Annotated in this window: 15 protein-coding genes; 12 read left to right on the forward strand and 3 right to left on the reverse strand. The window is 42.5% G+C overall.

Annotated features, from left to right (window positions below):
- The 5 genes from PR799_RS13290 to tatC all read left to right on the forward strand — a co-directional run bounded on the left by PR799_RS13290 (position 1) and on the right by tatC (position 3,981).
- Positions 1 to 654 (forward strand): ubiquinone biosynthesis accessory factor UbiJ, encoded by a 654-nt coding sequence (locus PR799_RS13290; RefSeq protein WP_272522368.1) that lies wholly within the window; start codon positions 1 to 3, stop codon positions 652 to 654.
- Complete coding sequence (ubiB, locus tag PR799_RS13295) at positions 641 to 2,275, forward strand: ubiquinone biosynthesis regulatory protein kinase UbiB (RefSeq protein ID WP_154638720.1); 1,635 nt, start codon at positions 641 to 643, stop codon at positions 2,273 to 2,275. Before PR799_RS13290 ends, ubiB begins: the two co-directional genes overlap by 14 nt.
- Before the next feature lie 113 nt (positions 2,276 to 2,388).
- A complete protein-coding gene (tatA, locus tag PR799_RS13300) occupies positions 2,389 to 2,676 on the forward strand; it encodes a twin-arginine translocase TatA/TatE family subunit (protein WP_154626108.1) in 288 nt (95 codons plus the stop codon).
- A 3-nt stretch (positions 2,677 to 2,679) separates the two neighbouring features.
- Complete coding sequence (gene tatB / locus PR799_RS13305; RefSeq protein WP_036954940.1) at positions 2,680 to 3,216, forward strand: Sec-independent protein translocase protein TatB; 537 nt, start codon at positions 2,680 to 2,682, stop codon at positions 3,214 to 3,216.
- A gap of 3 nt (positions 3,217 to 3,219) precedes the next feature.
- Complete coding sequence (gene tatC, locus PR799_RS13310; protein WP_036954937.1) at positions 3,220 to 3,981, forward strand: Sec-independent protein translocase subunit TatC; 762 nt, start codon at positions 3,220 to 3,222, stop codon at positions 3,979 to 3,981.
- 86 nt (positions 3,982 to 4,067) lie between these two features.
- Here tatC and rfaH read toward each other — a convergent pair whose 3' ends face one another.
- The gene (gene rfaH / locus PR799_RS13315; protein WP_154626106.1) at positions 4,068 to 4,562 is read right to left on the reverse strand and encodes a transcription/translation regulatory transformer protein RfaH; all 495 of its coding nucleotides are present in this window, start codon (positions 4,560 to 4,562) and stop codon (positions 4,068 to 4,070) included.
- Between the two features lie 174 nt (positions 4,563 to 4,736).
- On the opposite strand from rfaH, the gene pepE reads away from it, so the two are divergent.
- The 3 genes from pepE (at position 4,737) to fre (ending at position 7,758) form a co-directional block, all read left to right on the forward strand.
- Positions 4,737 to 5,462 (forward strand): dipeptidase PepE, encoded by a 726-nt coding sequence (gene pepE / locus PR799_RS13320; RefSeq protein ID WP_036954932.1) that lies wholly within the window; start codon positions 4,737 to 4,739, stop codon positions 5,460 to 5,462.
- Between the two features lie 111 nt (positions 5,463 to 5,573).
- A complete protein-coding gene (gene ubiD, locus PR799_RS13325; RefSeq protein WP_006658346.1) occupies positions 5,574 to 7,046 on the forward strand; it encodes a 4-hydroxy-3-polyprenylbenzoate decarboxylase in 1,473 nt (490 codons plus the stop codon).
- Between the two features lie 10 nt (positions 7,047 to 7,056).
- Positions 7,057 to 7,758 carry an NAD(P)H-flavin reductase gene (gene fre / locus PR799_RS13330; RefSeq protein WP_036954929.1) on the forward strand — a complete coding sequence of 234 codons (702 nt, stop codon included), beginning with the start codon at positions 7,057 to 7,059 and terminating at the stop codon, positions 7,756 to 7,758.
- Positions 7,759 to 8,006: 248 nt separating this feature from the next.
- Here fre and fadA read toward each other — a convergent pair whose 3' ends face one another.
- The gene (fadA, locus tag PR799_RS13335; protein ID WP_272522371.1) at positions 8,007 to 9,173 is read right to left on the reverse strand and encodes an acetyl-CoA C-acyltransferase FadA; all 1,167 of its coding nucleotides are present in this window, start codon (positions 9,171 to 9,173) and stop codon (positions 8,007 to 8,009) included.
- 4 nt (positions 9,174 to 9,177) lie between these two features.
- A complete protein-coding gene (gene fadB, locus PR799_RS13340; RefSeq protein WP_272522373.1) occupies positions 9,178 to 11,370 on the reverse strand; it encodes a fatty acid oxidation complex subunit alpha FadB in 2,193 nt (730 codons plus the stop codon).
- A 258-nt stretch (positions 11,371 to 11,628) separates the two neighbouring features.
- Between fadB and pepQ the strand changes: the two genes are divergently transcribed.
- Genes pepQ through hemG form a run of 4 tightly spaced genes read left to right on the forward strand, consistent with a single transcriptional unit; the run spans position 11,629 to position 15,629 of the window.
- Positions 11,629 to 12,963: a Xaa-Pro dipeptidase gene (gene pepQ / locus PR799_RS13345; protein WP_272522375.1), complete on the forward strand. Its 1,335-nt coding sequence runs from the start codon at positions 11,629 to 11,631 to the stop codon at positions 12,961 to 12,963.
- Positions 12,963 to 13,589: an IMPACT family protein gene (locus tag PR799_RS13350; protein ID WP_154638724.1), complete on the forward strand. Its 627-nt coding sequence runs from the start codon at positions 12,963 to 12,965 to the stop codon at positions 13,587 to 13,589. The genes pepQ and PR799_RS13350 overlap by 1 nt, the downstream gene beginning before the upstream one ends.
- 15 nt (positions 13,590 to 13,604) lie before the next feature.
- Positions 13,605 to 15,056, forward strand: a complete 1,452-nt coding sequence (gene trkH / locus PR799_RS13355) for a Trk system potassium transporter TrkH (protein ID WP_108479348.1) — start codon at positions 13,605 to 13,607, stop codon at positions 15,054 to 15,056.
- 48 nt (positions 15,057 to 15,104) lie between these two features.
- Positions 15,105 to 15,629 carry a menaquinone-dependent protoporphyrinogen IX dehydrogenase gene (gene hemG, locus PR799_RS13360; RefSeq protein WP_154626095.1) on the forward strand — a complete coding sequence of 175 codons (525 nt, stop codon included), beginning with the start codon at positions 15,105 to 15,107 and terminating at the stop codon, positions 15,627 to 15,629.
- Positions 15,630 to 15,710 lie beyond the last annotated feature (81 nt).

The raw sequence follows: 15,710 nt of genomic DNA on the forward strand, positions 1-15,710 counted from the left end.
ATGGAAGCACCATCAGCGCATATTGAAAATCCTAATACTGTTTTGTATTCCTTGATGACGGCATTAATGGAAACCTCCTTGAACCACATGTTGTTCAAGGAAAAAGTCCTGCAACCTGCAAGAATGCGTTTAGCAGGTAAAGTGATGGGGATTGAGCTTAAAGAGCTGAATAAAACTCTGACACTTATTTTTGCTGAAAATCATGTTGATGTATTAAGTGAATGGCAAGAACCTGCAGATTGCACTATCAAAACGTCACTGTTTACATTGATAAAGTTGAAAGATAAGCAGCAGCTTTCACAACTCATCAATAATGGTGACATTGTGATTGAAGGCGATATGCAAATTGTTCAACACTGGTCTTCATTACTGGATTTAGCTATCTGGAACCCGGCTCATTATTTATCCCCTTATATTGGTGATATTGCGGCAGAAGGCATCAGTAAAGTGTTGGGTAAAGGGGCTTGCCTCGCGTCTCGTTTAGTCGGTCGCCAAAAAACATACGTTAAAGACATTATTCTGGAAGAGTGGAAAATGGCACCAAGCCAGCTGGAATTGGCGCACTTTAGCGACGAAGTTGAGCAGGTTTCAAATTCAATGAGTCAGTTAGAACAACGACTCAATCAGTTGGAGGAGAAGAATGACTCCCGGTGAAATAAAACGCCTTTACTTCATTATTCGGGTATTTCTCTCTTATGGACTAGATGAGCTGATCCCTAAAATTAAGCTGACATTGCCTTTAAGAATTGGGCGGCTAGGTTTTTTTTGGATCAAAAACAGACACAAAGATAAAGATCTTGGTGAACGACTGCGCTTAGCATTGCAAGAATTAGGGCCGGTTTGGATCAAATTTGGTCAAATGCTTTCGACTCGCCGAGATTTATTCCCTCCTGCAATTGCTGACCAGCTGTCATTATTACAAGATAAAGTGGCGAGTTTCGATGGTAAATTAGCCCGTCGTTATATTGAAGAGTCACTCGGTGGTCCATTAGAACAATGGTTTGATAACTTTGATGAGCAAGCTCTTGCCTCTGCGTCGATTGCCCAAGTTCATACTGCAACATTAAAAGAAAATGGCAAAGATGTTGTTTTAAAAGTGATTCGCCCAGATATTTTGCCTGTCATCAAAGCGGATATTAAGCTGATGTACCGTATCGCCAATTGGGTTCCTCTTCTTCCTGATGGACGACGTTTACGTCCTAAAGAAGTCGTGCGTGAGTACGAAAAAACCTTAATTGATGAGCTAAATCTTCTTCGCGAATCTGCTAACGCTATCCAGTTACGACGCAACTTTGAAAACAGTTCTATGCTGTATATCCCTGAAGTTTATCCTGATTATTGCCGTGAAAACGTGATGGTCATGGAGCGTATCTACGGTATTCCTGTTTCAGACATTGCGGCATTAGAAGCGCAAGGCACGAACATGAAGTTGTTGGCAGAGCGGGGCGTAAAAGTCTTCTTTACTCAGGTATTTCGTGACAGTTTTTTCCACGCAGATATGCACCCAGGCAACATTTTTGTTAGCTACGACCACCCAGAAGATCCTCTCTATATTGGTATCGACTGTGGGATCGTGGGTTCACTTAACAAAGAAGATAAGCGCTATTTAGCTGAAAACTTTATTGCATTCTTTAATCGAGATTACCGTAAAGTTGCTGAGTTGCATGTGGATTCTGGCTGGGTTCCGCCAGATACCAATGTTGAAGATTTTGAGTTTGCTATTCGCACTGTTTGTGAGCCTATCTTTGAAAAGCCATTAGCTGAGATTTCATTTGGGCATGTGTTATTGAATCTGTTCAATACCGCCCGTCGCTTTAATATGGAAGTGCAGCCGCAATTGGTGTTATTGCAGAAAACTTTGTTGTACGTTGAAGGTCTGGGTCGTCAGTTATATCCGCAGTTGGATTTATGGAAAACAGCAAAACCATTCCTAGAGGATTGGATCCATAGCCAAGTGGGTATTCCGGCTATTACCAAAGCGTTAAAGGAAAAAGCGCCATATTGGGCAGAGAAAATGCCAGAAATCCCTGATTTGATCTATGGGGCATTAAAGCAGCACCGTTTCTTGCAGTCCAATATTGAACAGCTTACACAAGAGTTAAAGCACCAACGCACTAAACAACGTAAATCACAGTACCTATTAGGAATTGGGGCAACCTTTATTCTTTGTGGTAGCTTATTCTTTATTTCCGACTTAACCCGAATTGCAGCAGCATTTATGGCTGTAGGTGCATTGTCGTGGCTTGTAGGTTGGTGTAAAGGAGAGGATAATTAAGTAGACTTTGTTTTGCGACAAGTTTATAAGGCTGTGATCATTTCCGTATTTAGCGTTGGTTGTATATAATAGAGTTAGTTACAATTGATCCCAAAACTATAGAGGTATTAACAATGGAATCAACTTTTGCAATGGCTGCTTTCGGTAGTCCTTGGCAATTAATTATCATTGCTTTGCTTATCATTTTAATTTTCGGCACCAAGAAATTACGTTCTTTAGGTTCTGACTTGGGCGAATCACTTAAAGGCTTCAAAAAAGCAATGAGTGATGATGAAGCTGCAAAAGCGAAAGCAGAGCAAGAGAAGCAAGACGCTGATTTTGCGCCAAAAAACATCACTGAACAACAGGCTCCTGAGAAAAAAGAGAGCCCAGTTGAGAGCAAAAATAAAGAGCAGGGATAAACCGTGTTTGACATAGGTTTTAGTGAACTACTGCTAGTTGCGATCATCGGTCTTGTGGTATTAGGCCCTCAACGTCTACCAGTGGCAGTGAGAACTGTTGCTGGTTGGATTCGTGCTATGCGCTCTATGGCTGCTAATGTCCAGAATGAGCTATCACAAGAACTGAAATTGCAAGAACTGCAAGAGACTCTTAAAAAAGTTGAAGAGAAAGCGGGTTTGGAAACTCTTTCTCCAGAACTTAAAAAGTCGATGGATGACCTGCGTCATGCTGCTTTGTCTTTACAAAGTGGTTATCAGGCAACAACCAATGATGTCCAATCTGAGTTGAACAAAGCAAAAGAGATCACAGAAAACTACGATGCTGCGGTAAAGGAATCCCATGCTAGTTCTTCGCAAACTCAAGAGTCAGACCCTGATCCTGAGTATGCTGCTAAGATGGCTGCAGTTGTTGAAGAAAAACCAGCTTCAGCAACACCAACAGACTCTAAGCCACTCGATGCTAAAGTAACAAACTCCAATCAAACAGAAAGTGAAAAATAACACATGGCTGTCAATGATGCTCAACCACTTATTAGCCACCTGATTGAACTAAGAAAGCGGCTACTAAACTGTTTGATTACGGTATTAATCGTCTTTGCGGCGCTCGCTTATTTTTCAAATGATATTTATCGCCTTGTTGCTGCGCCTTTGATTGATAAGCTGCCTGTTGGCTCTCAAATGAGTGCGACAGACGTAGCATCGACGTTTTTTACTCCGATTAAACTGACCATGATGGTATCTGTATTTGTTTCGATACCCGTCATTTTATACCAGGTCTGGGCATTTATCGCGCCTGCGCTGTATAAGCATGAACGTCGATTAATGCTGCCGTTACTGGTATCAAGTAGCTTCCTATTCTATCTAGGAATGGCATTTGCTTACTTTGTGGTATTCCCGTTAGCTTTTGGCTTCTTTGTAAAAACAACGCCAGAAAGCGTTAACTTTATACCGGATATCAGCAAATACCTCAGTTTTGTCATGACATTGTTTATGGCATTCGGGGCTGCGTTTGAAGTGCCAATCGCGATTATTTTACTGTGCTGGACTGGCGTAACGACTCCAGAATCACTCAGACGTAAACGCCCATACATCTTAGTAGGTGCGTTTATCGTCGGGATGTTCCTGACTCCGCCAGATGTTTTATCGCAAACTCTACTCGCAGTACCGATGTACTTGCTATTTGAGCTTGGGGTATTACTGTCGAATTTCTATGTTGGCAAAGGTCGACGTAGAGGCGATGACGAAGAAGAAGAGCCAGAAGAATAGCCACGGTGACAACGTTATTGTGAAATAAAAAGCCCATTCAATGGGCTTTTTTTATGCCTGTTTGAAGCAAATATATCGCGAAAAACTTATTCGGACTCTTTTCTAAATTGCGTATTATCAATGACTTTTGCGACAGTGGTATTTAAGATGTTAAGCAAAAGAATTGAACGCGACTCACCATTTGGTTCATTGAAGATGGCCTTAACGCCAGCAAAAATGCCTTCAGTAATAACAACACTGTCTCCCTGAGAAGGGAGATCCGGAGATTGAGTCTGGCTGATAGGCGTCTGCTGTATGAGGTCAATTATCTCTTCAGGAACTTCAGCCGGTAATGCGCCAAAACGAATAAAGTGGCTGACACCGCGTGTAGATTGGATAGTGGTTGTATGAATTTGCTCATGGTCGAATTTTACAAACAGGTAATTGGGAAATAGTGCTTCAGTGATAACTGTGCGTTTGCCTCGAACGACTTTTTCCATTTCAGTCATTGGAGTCATGCAAGTCACATCTTGTCGAGTTAAGTGCTCAACCGCTCTATCCAGTTGCCCTCGTTTGCAATACAGCAAATACCATTTTTCCATTTTTTGATCCCATCCAACAAATTTATGCTCATGATAACAAATTAAGGCATAAGAATGTGACTAATGATGAGTAGCACAATATTATTCATCTACACAAGTATCGATTAATTCGATAGTTACGAAATTAGACACACAATAAACACAGCAGTTAATACACTTTTTGTAGGAGACACCATGGATATCTTTTTACTGAGTAATGGCAAACTTTCCGGTAACCCTGTATGGCTAAGTTACGCATTACCAAGAATTAGCGAAATGATTGAACGTAAGCAGATTAAGTCTGCAGTATTGGTGCCTTATGCTGTTTTACGTGGCTCTCACGATGAGCGTGCGGAGCAGTTAAGCGATGCTTTAGGTATTAAAGTGACGTCGATTGAACATTTTGAAAGCCCAGTAGAAGCCATCGAACAAGCAGAATGTATTCTGGTGAGTGGCGGTAATACATGGTGGTTAAATAAATGCTTGCATGAGAATGGTTTAATTGTTGCTATCCAACGTGCAGTGCGTGAACGCGGTGTACCTTACATTGGTTGGAGCGCAGGTTGCAACGTGGCGACTCCAAGCATTCGTACAACGAATGATATGCCTGTGAGTAATGCAGTTATCATGCCGTCCTTGGGTCTGTTCCCAATGCAAATCAACCCACACTATATTGATGCGCATATTTCTGGGCATATGGGTGAAACACGCGATGAGCGCCTACAAGAATTCTGTGTTATTAACCCTCATGAAGTGGTTGTTGCGTTACGTGAAGGTAGCGGATTACAGATCAAAGGTAATGAGTTAAGTTACTTCAGTGGCAAAAATGAAGGCTTCAAGCTGTTTCAGCACAACAAAACATTCCCTGAGCAATTTGATACCGTATCATTAAAGGATTATGTTCCGTTTGATTGCAAGTAAAGTGATATATTTAATCTGAAGACATTGATTATTAAGTATGTTTAACAGTAACTTGTAACCTTGGCTGGGAACCTTATAATGAGGTTCCCCCTGTAATAGTAAAAGAAGATAATGAAATACCGTGACCTTAGAGATTTCATCGCGCAGCTTGAAAAGCAAGGCGAACTAAAACGCATTACGATGGAAGTCGATCCTTACTTGGAAATGACTGAAATCGCAGATCGTACACTAAGAGCAGGGGGGCCAGCCTTACTATTCGAAAATCCTAAAGGCTATAACATGCCCGTTCTGTGTAACTTGTTTGGTACAACCAAGCGCGTTGCTATGGGAATGGGGCAAGAAGATATTAAAGCCTTACATGATGTGGGTAAGTTGCTCGCCTTCTTGAAAGAACCGGATCCTCCGAAGGGTTTTCGTGACTTAATGGACAAATTGCCGAAATTCAAGCAAGTGCTGAACATGCCAGCTAAACGCTTGAGTTCAGCGCCTTGCCAGGAAGAAATTTGGGCAGGTGATGATGTTGACCTGACTAAAATCCCAGTTATGCATTGCTGGCCGGAAGATGCTGCGCCGCTGATTACTTGGGGTCTAACGGTCACGAAAGGCCCTCATAAAGAACGCCAAAATTTAGGTATCTATCGCCAGCAAGTCCTTGGTAAAAATAAAGTTATTATGCGTTGGTTATCTCATCGCGGTGGTGCGCTGGATTTCCAAGAGTGGTGTCAGGCACATCCCGGTGAACGATTCCCAGTCGCTGTGGCGCTAGGTGCTGACCCCGCAACGATTTTAGGCGCAGTGACGCCGGTTCCTGATACGCTATCTGAATATGCTTTTGCTGGGTTACTCCGGGGCAATAAAACGGAAGTTGTAAAGTGTATTTCTAATGACTTAGAAGTTCCCGCTGGGGCTGAAATTATCCTTGAAGGGTATATTGAACCTGGCGAAATGGCACCAGAAGGTCCTTATGGCGACCACACGGGTTATTATAATGAGATTGATGATTTCCCGGTATTTACTGTGACTCATGTGACTCAACGTCGCGATGCGATTTATCACTCTACTTATACAGGTCGTCCTCCGGATGAACCTGCAGTATTAGGGGAAGCCCTGAACGAAGTTTTAGTGCCTATTTTGCAAAAGCAGTTCCCTGAAATTGTGGATTTCTATTTGCCACCAGAAGGTTGTTCCTACCGTCTGGCGGTTGTTACCATGAAAAAACAGTATGCAGGACACGCAAAAAGAGTAATGATGGGCGTCTGGTCTTACCTGCGCCAGTTCATGTACACTAAGTTCGTGATTGTTTGTGATGATGATATCAATGCTCGTGATTGGAAAGATGTTATTTGGGCCATCACAACACGTATGGATCCCGCTCGCGATACTGTCATGATGGAAAACACGCCGATTGATTATCTCGATTTTGCATCACCGATTTCTGGACTTGGTTCCAAAATGGGAATGGATGCGACCAATAAATGGCCGGGAGAAACCAACCGTGAGTGGGGACGCCCAATTGTCATGACGCAGAGTGTCAAATCCCGCGTAGATGATATCTGGGAACAGTTAAATATTATTGAAAAGTAAGAGGAAAATCATGGCAACTTTGAGCTGTAAAGTCACATCTGTTGAATCTATCACGGATACAGTTTATCGGGTTATTTTGTTGCCAGACGGACCTTTTCATTTTAAAGCGGGTCAATATCTTATGGTCGTTATGGATGAAAGAGACAAACGACCATTCTCTATGGCTTCTACACCTGAAAATAATCAATCTATCGAACTGCATATTGGCGCGTCAGAATTTAATTTGTATGCGATGGCGGTGATGGATCGTATTTTAGAACAGCAACGTATTGATATTGATATTCCTCACGGCAAAGCGTGGTTCCGCGAAAATAGCCAAAACCCGATGATCTTGATCGCAGGCGGAACTGGCTTCTCTTATACTCATTCTATTTTATTGGCTGCACTGGCTGAAAACCCTCAACGAGATATTACTTTCTATTGGGGCGGTCGCCAGTTGGAGCATTTGTATGATCTCGGTGAATTACAAGCTATTAGTGAGCGTTATCCTAACTTGAAAGTTGTCCCTGTTGTTGAGCAACCGGATGAAAATTGGCGTGGAAGAACGGGAACTGTTTTGAGTACCGTGCTAGAAGATTTCGGTGATTTGTCTGGGCATGATATTTATATTGCAGGGCGTTTTGAGATGGCGAAGATTGCGCGGGATAGGTTTTGTAATGAGAGGGGGGCAAAGTCCACCCAGTTGTTCGGCGATGCCTTCGACTTTCTATAACTCGTCATATTTCAAGTTGTAGGGGTGTTAGCTTCATAAAGCTCCCCTATCACATACTCCAGTATGCTAAAGATTGCCGCCTACCTGTGACCTGAACTATTTAAGGGATGTATGGAGTTGTATTTAAAATTCGAATTGATTTATTTTTCGATTTTGACTGAGCTGATTTTGCTGTTTGAAGATAAAAAAATCCCGCCCCTGACTAGGCGGGAACATTGCAAGATACGACAATGTAACGGCAAAATGAATTAGACTCTTTCGATAATTGTGGCGATGCCTTGCCCAAATCCAATACACATTGTAGCTAAACCAAACTGCTTATCATGTTGCTCTAACTGATTAAGTAACGCGGTTGTGATCCTTGCGCCAGAGCAGCCGAGAGGGTGCCCTAAAGCGATTGCTCCACCACTTAAATTCACTTTCTGATCCACTTGGCTTTCTGAAATTTGCAGACCTTTTAGGCAAGCAATAGACTGAGCCGCGAAAGCCTCATTAAGTTCAATAATATCAATATCATTCAACGTCAAACCTGCCCGCTTTAACGCTAACTCAGAGGCTGGAACTGGCCCAAAACCCATGATTGATGGATCGCAGCCAACCACGGCCATAGCGCTAATTTTTGCACGAGGTTTCAATCCATGCTGTTTAGCATAAGATCCACTGGCAAGCAGCATGGCTGAAGCACCATCAGACAGTGCTGATGAATTGCCTGCGGTCACAGTACCACTGACAGGGTCGAAAGCGGGTCTTAGTGCAGCGAGCCCTTCCAAAGTGGCATCAAAGCGGATGACTTCGTCATAGTTAATTGAAATAAGATTGCCATCAGCATCATGCCCTGCAATCGGAACGATTTCACGGCTAAATTTACCATTCTTGGTTGCCGCAGCCGCGCGTTGGTGAGATCTCAGTGCAAAAGCATCTTGCTCTTCTCGGCTGATTTTATACATTTTAGCAAGCATCTCAGCAGTTAAACCCATTGCTCCAGAGGCTTTTGCTACGCGTAATGTAAGCTTTGGATTGAAATCAATACCGTGAGTCATTGGAACATGCCCCATATGCTCAACACCGCCAATCAAAACGGAGTGTGCATCGCCCGTCATAATGAAACGGCTTGCATCATGAATGGCTTGCATTGAAGAGCCACAAAGGCGATTGACTGTAACGGCTGGCACGGTGTGCGGGATATCAGTTAACAGTGCCGCATTTTTGGCGATATTAAAACCTTGCTCTAAGGTTTGCTGAACACATCCCCAAATAATGTCATCCAACTCTTTCTTTTTCGCATTTGGATTGCGTTCAAAAATTGCATTCATCAGGTGTGCAGAGAGGTCTTCTGCTCTTACATGACGAAATACACCGCCTTTGGAACGGCCCATTGGTGTGCGTATACCATCAATAATGAAGACATTTTCCATAGGATTAACCTCTCGCAACTTTTTTAACATCAATAGCCACAACCGGTGGCTGCGGATAGTATCTGGCGTTAGTGGCCGCTTTTTCTTTTAATCCATTTGGAACCTGATAAAGCGGGCTTAAATGGGAGTGGGACTCCGCAGTTTTGACGTAAGACTGGCTACCGAGTGTGTCAAGATAGCAGAAAACACCTCCACGGAATGGTGGGAAGCCTAGTCCATAAACTAGCGCAATATCTGCATCTGAAGGGCTTTGAATAATACCTTCTTCAAGGCAGCGAACCACTTCGTTCACCATTGGTGCCATCATTCGAGCAATAATTTCATCTTTAGTAAAAGAACGCTTATTTTGGCGAATCGAACTTAATAATTCATCGGTTTTTGGGTCATCAATTTTCTTTGGTTTTCCTTTTTTATCTTTTTCATATTGATAAAAGCCTTTGCCATTTTTCTGACCAAAACGTTGTTGTTCAAACATAATATCGATGGCGTTTTTACCTACTTTTTGCATTCTTTGCGGGAAGCCTTGAGCCATGACTTGCTCTGCATGAAATGCGGTATCAATCCCGACAACATCAAGTAGATAAGCAGGCCCCATTGGCCAACCAAACTCTTTTTCCATGACTTTATCGATTTCTCTAAAATCGGCACCATCTTGAAGCAGCAAGTTAAAACCAGCGAAGTAAGGGAAAAGAACACGGTTAACGAAAAAGCCAGGGCAGTCATTTACAACAATAGGGGTTTTCCCCATTTTATTCGCGTAAGCAACCACTTTAGCGATGGTGGCATCACTGGTTTTTTCACCTCGAATAATTTCGACTAAAGGCATACGGTGAACAGGATTGAAAAAATGCATGCCACAGAAGTTTTCTGGGCGTTTAAGAGAATTTGCTAACTCGGTAATTGGAATGGTTGAAGTATTAGAAGCCAGTATAGTCTCTGATGTGATGAGTGATTCTACTTCAGACAGTACGGCAGCTTTAATTTTAGGATTTTCAACGACAGCTTCAACGATCACCTGAGAATTTTCAATACCAGCATAGGACAACGAAGGGTGAATAGCTGCTAGTGTTGTCGCCATCTTATCTGCAGTTATTTTTCCCCGTTCAAATTGACCATTAAGAAGCTTTTTCGCTTCATCAATACCTAAATCTAATGATTTTTCATTGATATCTTTCATTAGAACGGGAACGCCTTTGCTCGCAGATTGATAAGCAATGCCGCCACCCATAATACCCGCACCCAAAACAGCCGCATGTGTCGGAGCACCTGCGGAGCCTGCAATTTTTTTACTGGTAGATTTAACCTGTTGATCATTTAGGAAAACACTAACTAATGCACGAGCAACATCACTGTGAGCTAACGGGACAAACGCGGCAGTTTCATGTTTCAACGCTTCATCGCGGGTGCAGTTAGCGGCTTTTTCGATGGTATTGACGGCGCTCATTGGTGCAGGGTAGTGTTTCCCTGCAACTTGATAAACCATGCCTTTAGCAACATTAAAGCTCATTGCCTGCTCAAGTGCGCTAAGTTTTAACGGCTCAAGTTTTGGCTGTCGTGCTTGACGCCAATTTAGTGCACCAGAGATAGCTTGCTCGATGATTTGTAAGGCCGCTTGTGGTAATTTTTCAGTTTCGACAATCGCATCCACTAAACCGAGTTTAAGCGCTTGAGGCCCACTAACATCTTTACCTGCAGTGATAATTTCCAGAGCGCTATCAAGACCAATAAGCCGAGGTAAACGTACTGACCCGCCAAAGCCAGGCATAATCCCTAACTTAGTCTCAGGTAGGCCAATTCTGGCATCCGGTGACGCAATTCTAAAATCAGTAGCGAGTACACACTCACAGCCACCACCCAGCGCATAACCATTAATGGCACTAATCGTTGGGACGGGAAGGTCTTCAAGGCGATTAAAAATGCTGTTTGCATAGCCAAGCCAGTCACTGAGGGTTTCTTTGGATGCTTCGAATAGGGATAAAAATTCTTTGATGTCGGCGCCAACAATAAAAGCGGGTTTATCTGAGCGCAAAATAACGCCTTGTAAATCGCTTTGTTGTTCGAGTACTGCAATAGCTTCATCAAGTGAAGCGACGGTATGTGTATCCAATTTATTGATTGGTCCTGATGAGTTAAACACCAGTTCTGCAATACCTTTTTTCAACCATTGAATAGAGATTGTCTCACTTTGATAAAGCATGCTGTTCTCCTTTATGTGGCGGTCTTATCTGGTATGACCAGATGAAAATTAGTGTGACGATAATGTTAATTAAATGCAAATGGTTAATAACAAAACTGGAAGGCGGCTCACAGGAATTAAGGTAAATAACACAAGGTGAAAATGATATTTTCATTAATAATCAATGCATTAATTTTATCTTGTCATTGAGTGCATACACGTTATTAGCAGAACGTGATAAGCTTGATTTTTCTAACTAATACTGAAAGGTTGAACGAAATGGAAAAACTGGCTGGACTCTACGCAGAACATATTAAAACGTTACAAGAAACGACTCAGCAAGTTTTACAACGCAGTAAATTAGATGCCATCTTGATTCATTCGGGAGAGCCAATTCGCATTTTTCTCGATGATAGTGACTACCCATTTAAAGTAAATCCGCATTTCAAAGCTTGGGTTCCTGTGACGGATGTCCCTCACTCCTGGTTATTAGTCGACGGAGTGAATAAGCCGAAGTTATGGTTTTACTCACCCGTTGATTATTGGCATAGCGTTGAACCTTTACCAACTAGCTTCTGGACGAAAGAAGTTGAGCTTATTCATCTAAAAAATGCGGATGAAATTAAAGGCTTTTTAGCTAATTTACCGAAAGAGCATCTAGCTTATATTGGCTCCTCTGCAAACAAAGCTGAATCTCTAGGTATTTCGACACACAATATCAATCCAAAACCTGTACTCGATTATTATCATTATCACCGTTCATATAAGACAGATTATGAGCTGTACTGCATGCGTGAAGCCCAAAAAATGGCGGTGAATGGTCACTTATCAGCTTTCGAAGCTTTCCAAGCTGGGGCTAGTGAATTTGATATTAATATTAGCTATTTAGAAGCGACAGGGCATCGTGATACGAATGTACCTTACGGTAACATTGTGGCTTTAAATGAAAATGCAGCCGTGCTTCACTACACTAAATTACAGCAAACAGTTCCGAGTGAATTACGTAGTTTCTTGATTGATGCCGGTGCTGAGTACAATGGTTATGCCGCTGATATTACTCGTACTTATGCCGCTAAGAACAAAAGCGAATTTGCAGAATTAGTTGCGGATTTGAATACAGAACAACTCGCGCTGATCGCGTCTATTAAAGCTGGCGTACGTTATACCGATTATCATGTCGATATGCATCACCGTATTGCGAAATTACTCGCTAAACATGGAATCGTGAAAGGAATTAGCGAAGATGCGATGGTTGAAAATGGTCTAACAACACCATTTTTACCACACGGATTAGGCCATCCATTAGGTCTGCAAGTGCATGATGTGGCAGGTTTTATGCAGGATGAAGATGGTACTCATTTAGCTGCACCGAAAATGTATCCATTCTTACGCTGCACTCGTATTTTGGAACCAAGAATGGTGTTAACTATCGAGCCGGGTCTTTACTTTATTGAGTCTCTGCTTTCTACGTGGCGTACAGGGGAGTTCAGTCAGCACTTTAATTGGGATAAAATCGAGCACTTCAAACCTTATGGTGGTATTCGAATTGAAGATAATATTGTTATCCATCATAACCATATTGAAAATATGACTCGAGATTTGCATTTACCGTAATGAAAGCGTACTCAATTCCGGCAGAAACGATCTCTTTTTCGGAAGAGATCAAAAAAAGCCGTTTTATTACTTATATCGCTCATACCGAGGGTATTGAAGCTGCGAAAGATTATATTCAATCGATTAAAGCGCAATACCCCGATGCCCGGCATCATTGCTGGGCATTTGTGGCGGGGCGACCTGATGATTCTCAACAGTTAGGTTTTTCTGATGATGGAGAGCCTACGGGAACGGCAGGTAAACCCATTATGGCGCAGCTATTAGGTAGCAACTTAGGTGAGATCACTTGCGTTGTTGTGCGTTATTTTGGTGGAATAAAGCTAGGTACGGGTGGACTAGTCCGTGCTTATGGCAGTGGGGTTCAGCAGGCACTGAAGTTGCTCCCAACACAAACGAAAGTCCCTCAAAAAATCTTCAATGTGGTATGTGATTACTCACTTATCAATGGAGTTGAGCAATTATTAGCTCAGGTAAATGGTACTATATTGCTCAGTGATTATAATGAGTCTGTATCTTTGCAAATTTCTATTCCTGCTACTTGTGAGCAGGAGGTCAATGATAAATTACGTGATATCAGTCGTGGGGAAGTTACTCTCTTAGAACCGTCACAAGAGCAAACAGCATAGCAAGGAACCGGCCGAATGCATTTTCGCGCAATAACTCGTATTGTCGGGTTACTCGTCATTATCTTCTCTTTTACTATGGTCATACCTGGTATTGTCGCACTGATATATCGCGATGGTGCGGGACGAGCATTCAGTCAAACTTTTATAACAGCATTGCTGATTGGGCTTTTTTTATGGTTACCTACGCGAAATAGCCGACATGAATTAAAAGCAAAAGAAGGTTTTTTAATCGTTGTTCTGTTCTGGACGGTGCTAGGAAGTGTCGGGGCGCTGCCATTTATCTTCTCTGAAAAACCCAATTTATCTGTTACAGATGCCTTCTTTGAATCCTTTTCTGGGCTAACAACTACCGGTGCAACAACTCTGACGGGATTAGACTCTCTTCCGAAAGCGATTTTATTCTATCGGCAGATGCTGCAATGGCTTGGAGGGATGGGGATTATTGTACTCGCTGTCGCGATTTTGCCTCTCTTAGGTGTCGGGGGGATGCAGCTCTATCGGGCTGAGATGCCGGGGCCATTAAAAGATAACAAAATGCGTCCGCGAATTGCGGAAACGGCAAAAACCCTTTGGCTTATTTATGTATTGCTAACTATTGCGTGTGCGATTGCATTATGGATCGCCGGTATGGATGTGTTCGATGCGATATCACACAGTTTTTCAACCATCGCGATCGGTGGGTTTTCTACCCATGATGCCAGCATCGGCTACTTTAATAGTCCTGCCATTAATACCATTATTGGCGTCTTTCTAATTATCTCGGGTTGTAACTTTGGTTTGCACTTTGCGGTTCTAACGGGAAGAAGCCTTGGAATTTATTGGCGCGACCCTGAATTTAGAATGTTCATCAGTTTCCAGTTTGTTCTAGTCGTGATCTGTACCGCGGTGCTGATGTATCACTCCGTATATGCTGGCTTTGGACAAACGCTGGATCAAGCCTTTTTCCAAGTGGTCTCGATGGCGACTACCGCGGGCTTCACCACCGATAGTTTTTCTGGCTGGCCGCTGTTCTTACCAATGCTTCTATTATGTGCGGCGTTTGTCGGTGGATGCGCAGGGTCAACGGGAGGGGGATTAAAAGTTATTCGTATCCTTTTACTGTTCCTGCAAGGCTCACGAGAATTAAAGCGATTAGTACATCCTAATGCGGTCTATACCATTAAATTAGGGCAGCGGGCGCTGCCTGAAAGGATCATTGAAGCTGTCTGGGGGTTCTTCTCTGCTTATGCTTTAGTTTTCGTGGTTAGCTTGTTGCTTTTAATCGCCACTGGGGTGGATGAGTTTTCTGCATTCTCAGCGATTGCAACAACGTTGAATAACTTAGGTCCTGGCTTAGGTACTGTTGCTGATAACTTCACAACAATGAATCCTGCAGGTAAATGGATTTTAGTTGTCACGATGCTGTTTGGTCGTTTGGAAGTGTTTACTTTATTAGTGTTACTGACCCCAACTTTCTGGCGTGAGTAATATAACTGCGTCGCTAACGTATATAGATAGTAACGATTAGGAAGAAAAATGAGTTATCTACTTTTGCACTCAAGCACCGATGGGCAAACCAAAAAAATCATACTTAAAATGGCAGATCAATTACGTCGCGCTGGGCGTGAGTGTGATATTCGTGATTTGAATTCAGATAAAAGCTTTAACTTATCTGCTTACGAAAAGGTGCTAGTGGGAGCTTCTATTCGTTATGGACATTTCAATAAGCAGTTAGTGCGTTTTGCCACAACCCATCAAAATCAACTTAATTCGATGAAGACGGGATTCTTTGCCGTTAACCTTACAGCAAGAAAAGAAGGTAAGAATACTGTTGAGACGAATGCCTATACTCGTAAGTTCTTAGAGAAGTGTCCATGGCAACCGACCGTGAAGTCTGTTTTTGCAGGTGCGCTGTTTTATCCCCGCTATAAATGGTTTGATAGAGTGATGATCAGACTGATTATGAAAATGACAGACGGGCCAACCGACCCAAATACAGAAATTGAATACACTAATTGGAATGATGTCGCTGAGTTCGCAACGAGATTTGATAATATCTAGGCTTATTTTTAAACAAATCGTGGTTGATTTATACGATTTGTTTAAAAAGAAAACGGTCGAATAAAAATATTCAAAAAACAC

The sequence above is a fragment of the Providencia sp. PROV202 genome, assembly GCF_028479565.1.
In the GTDB taxonomy this organism is placed as follows: Bacteria; Pseudomonadota; Gammaproteobacteria; order Enterobacterales; family Enterobacteriaceae; genus Providencia; species Providencia zhijiangensis.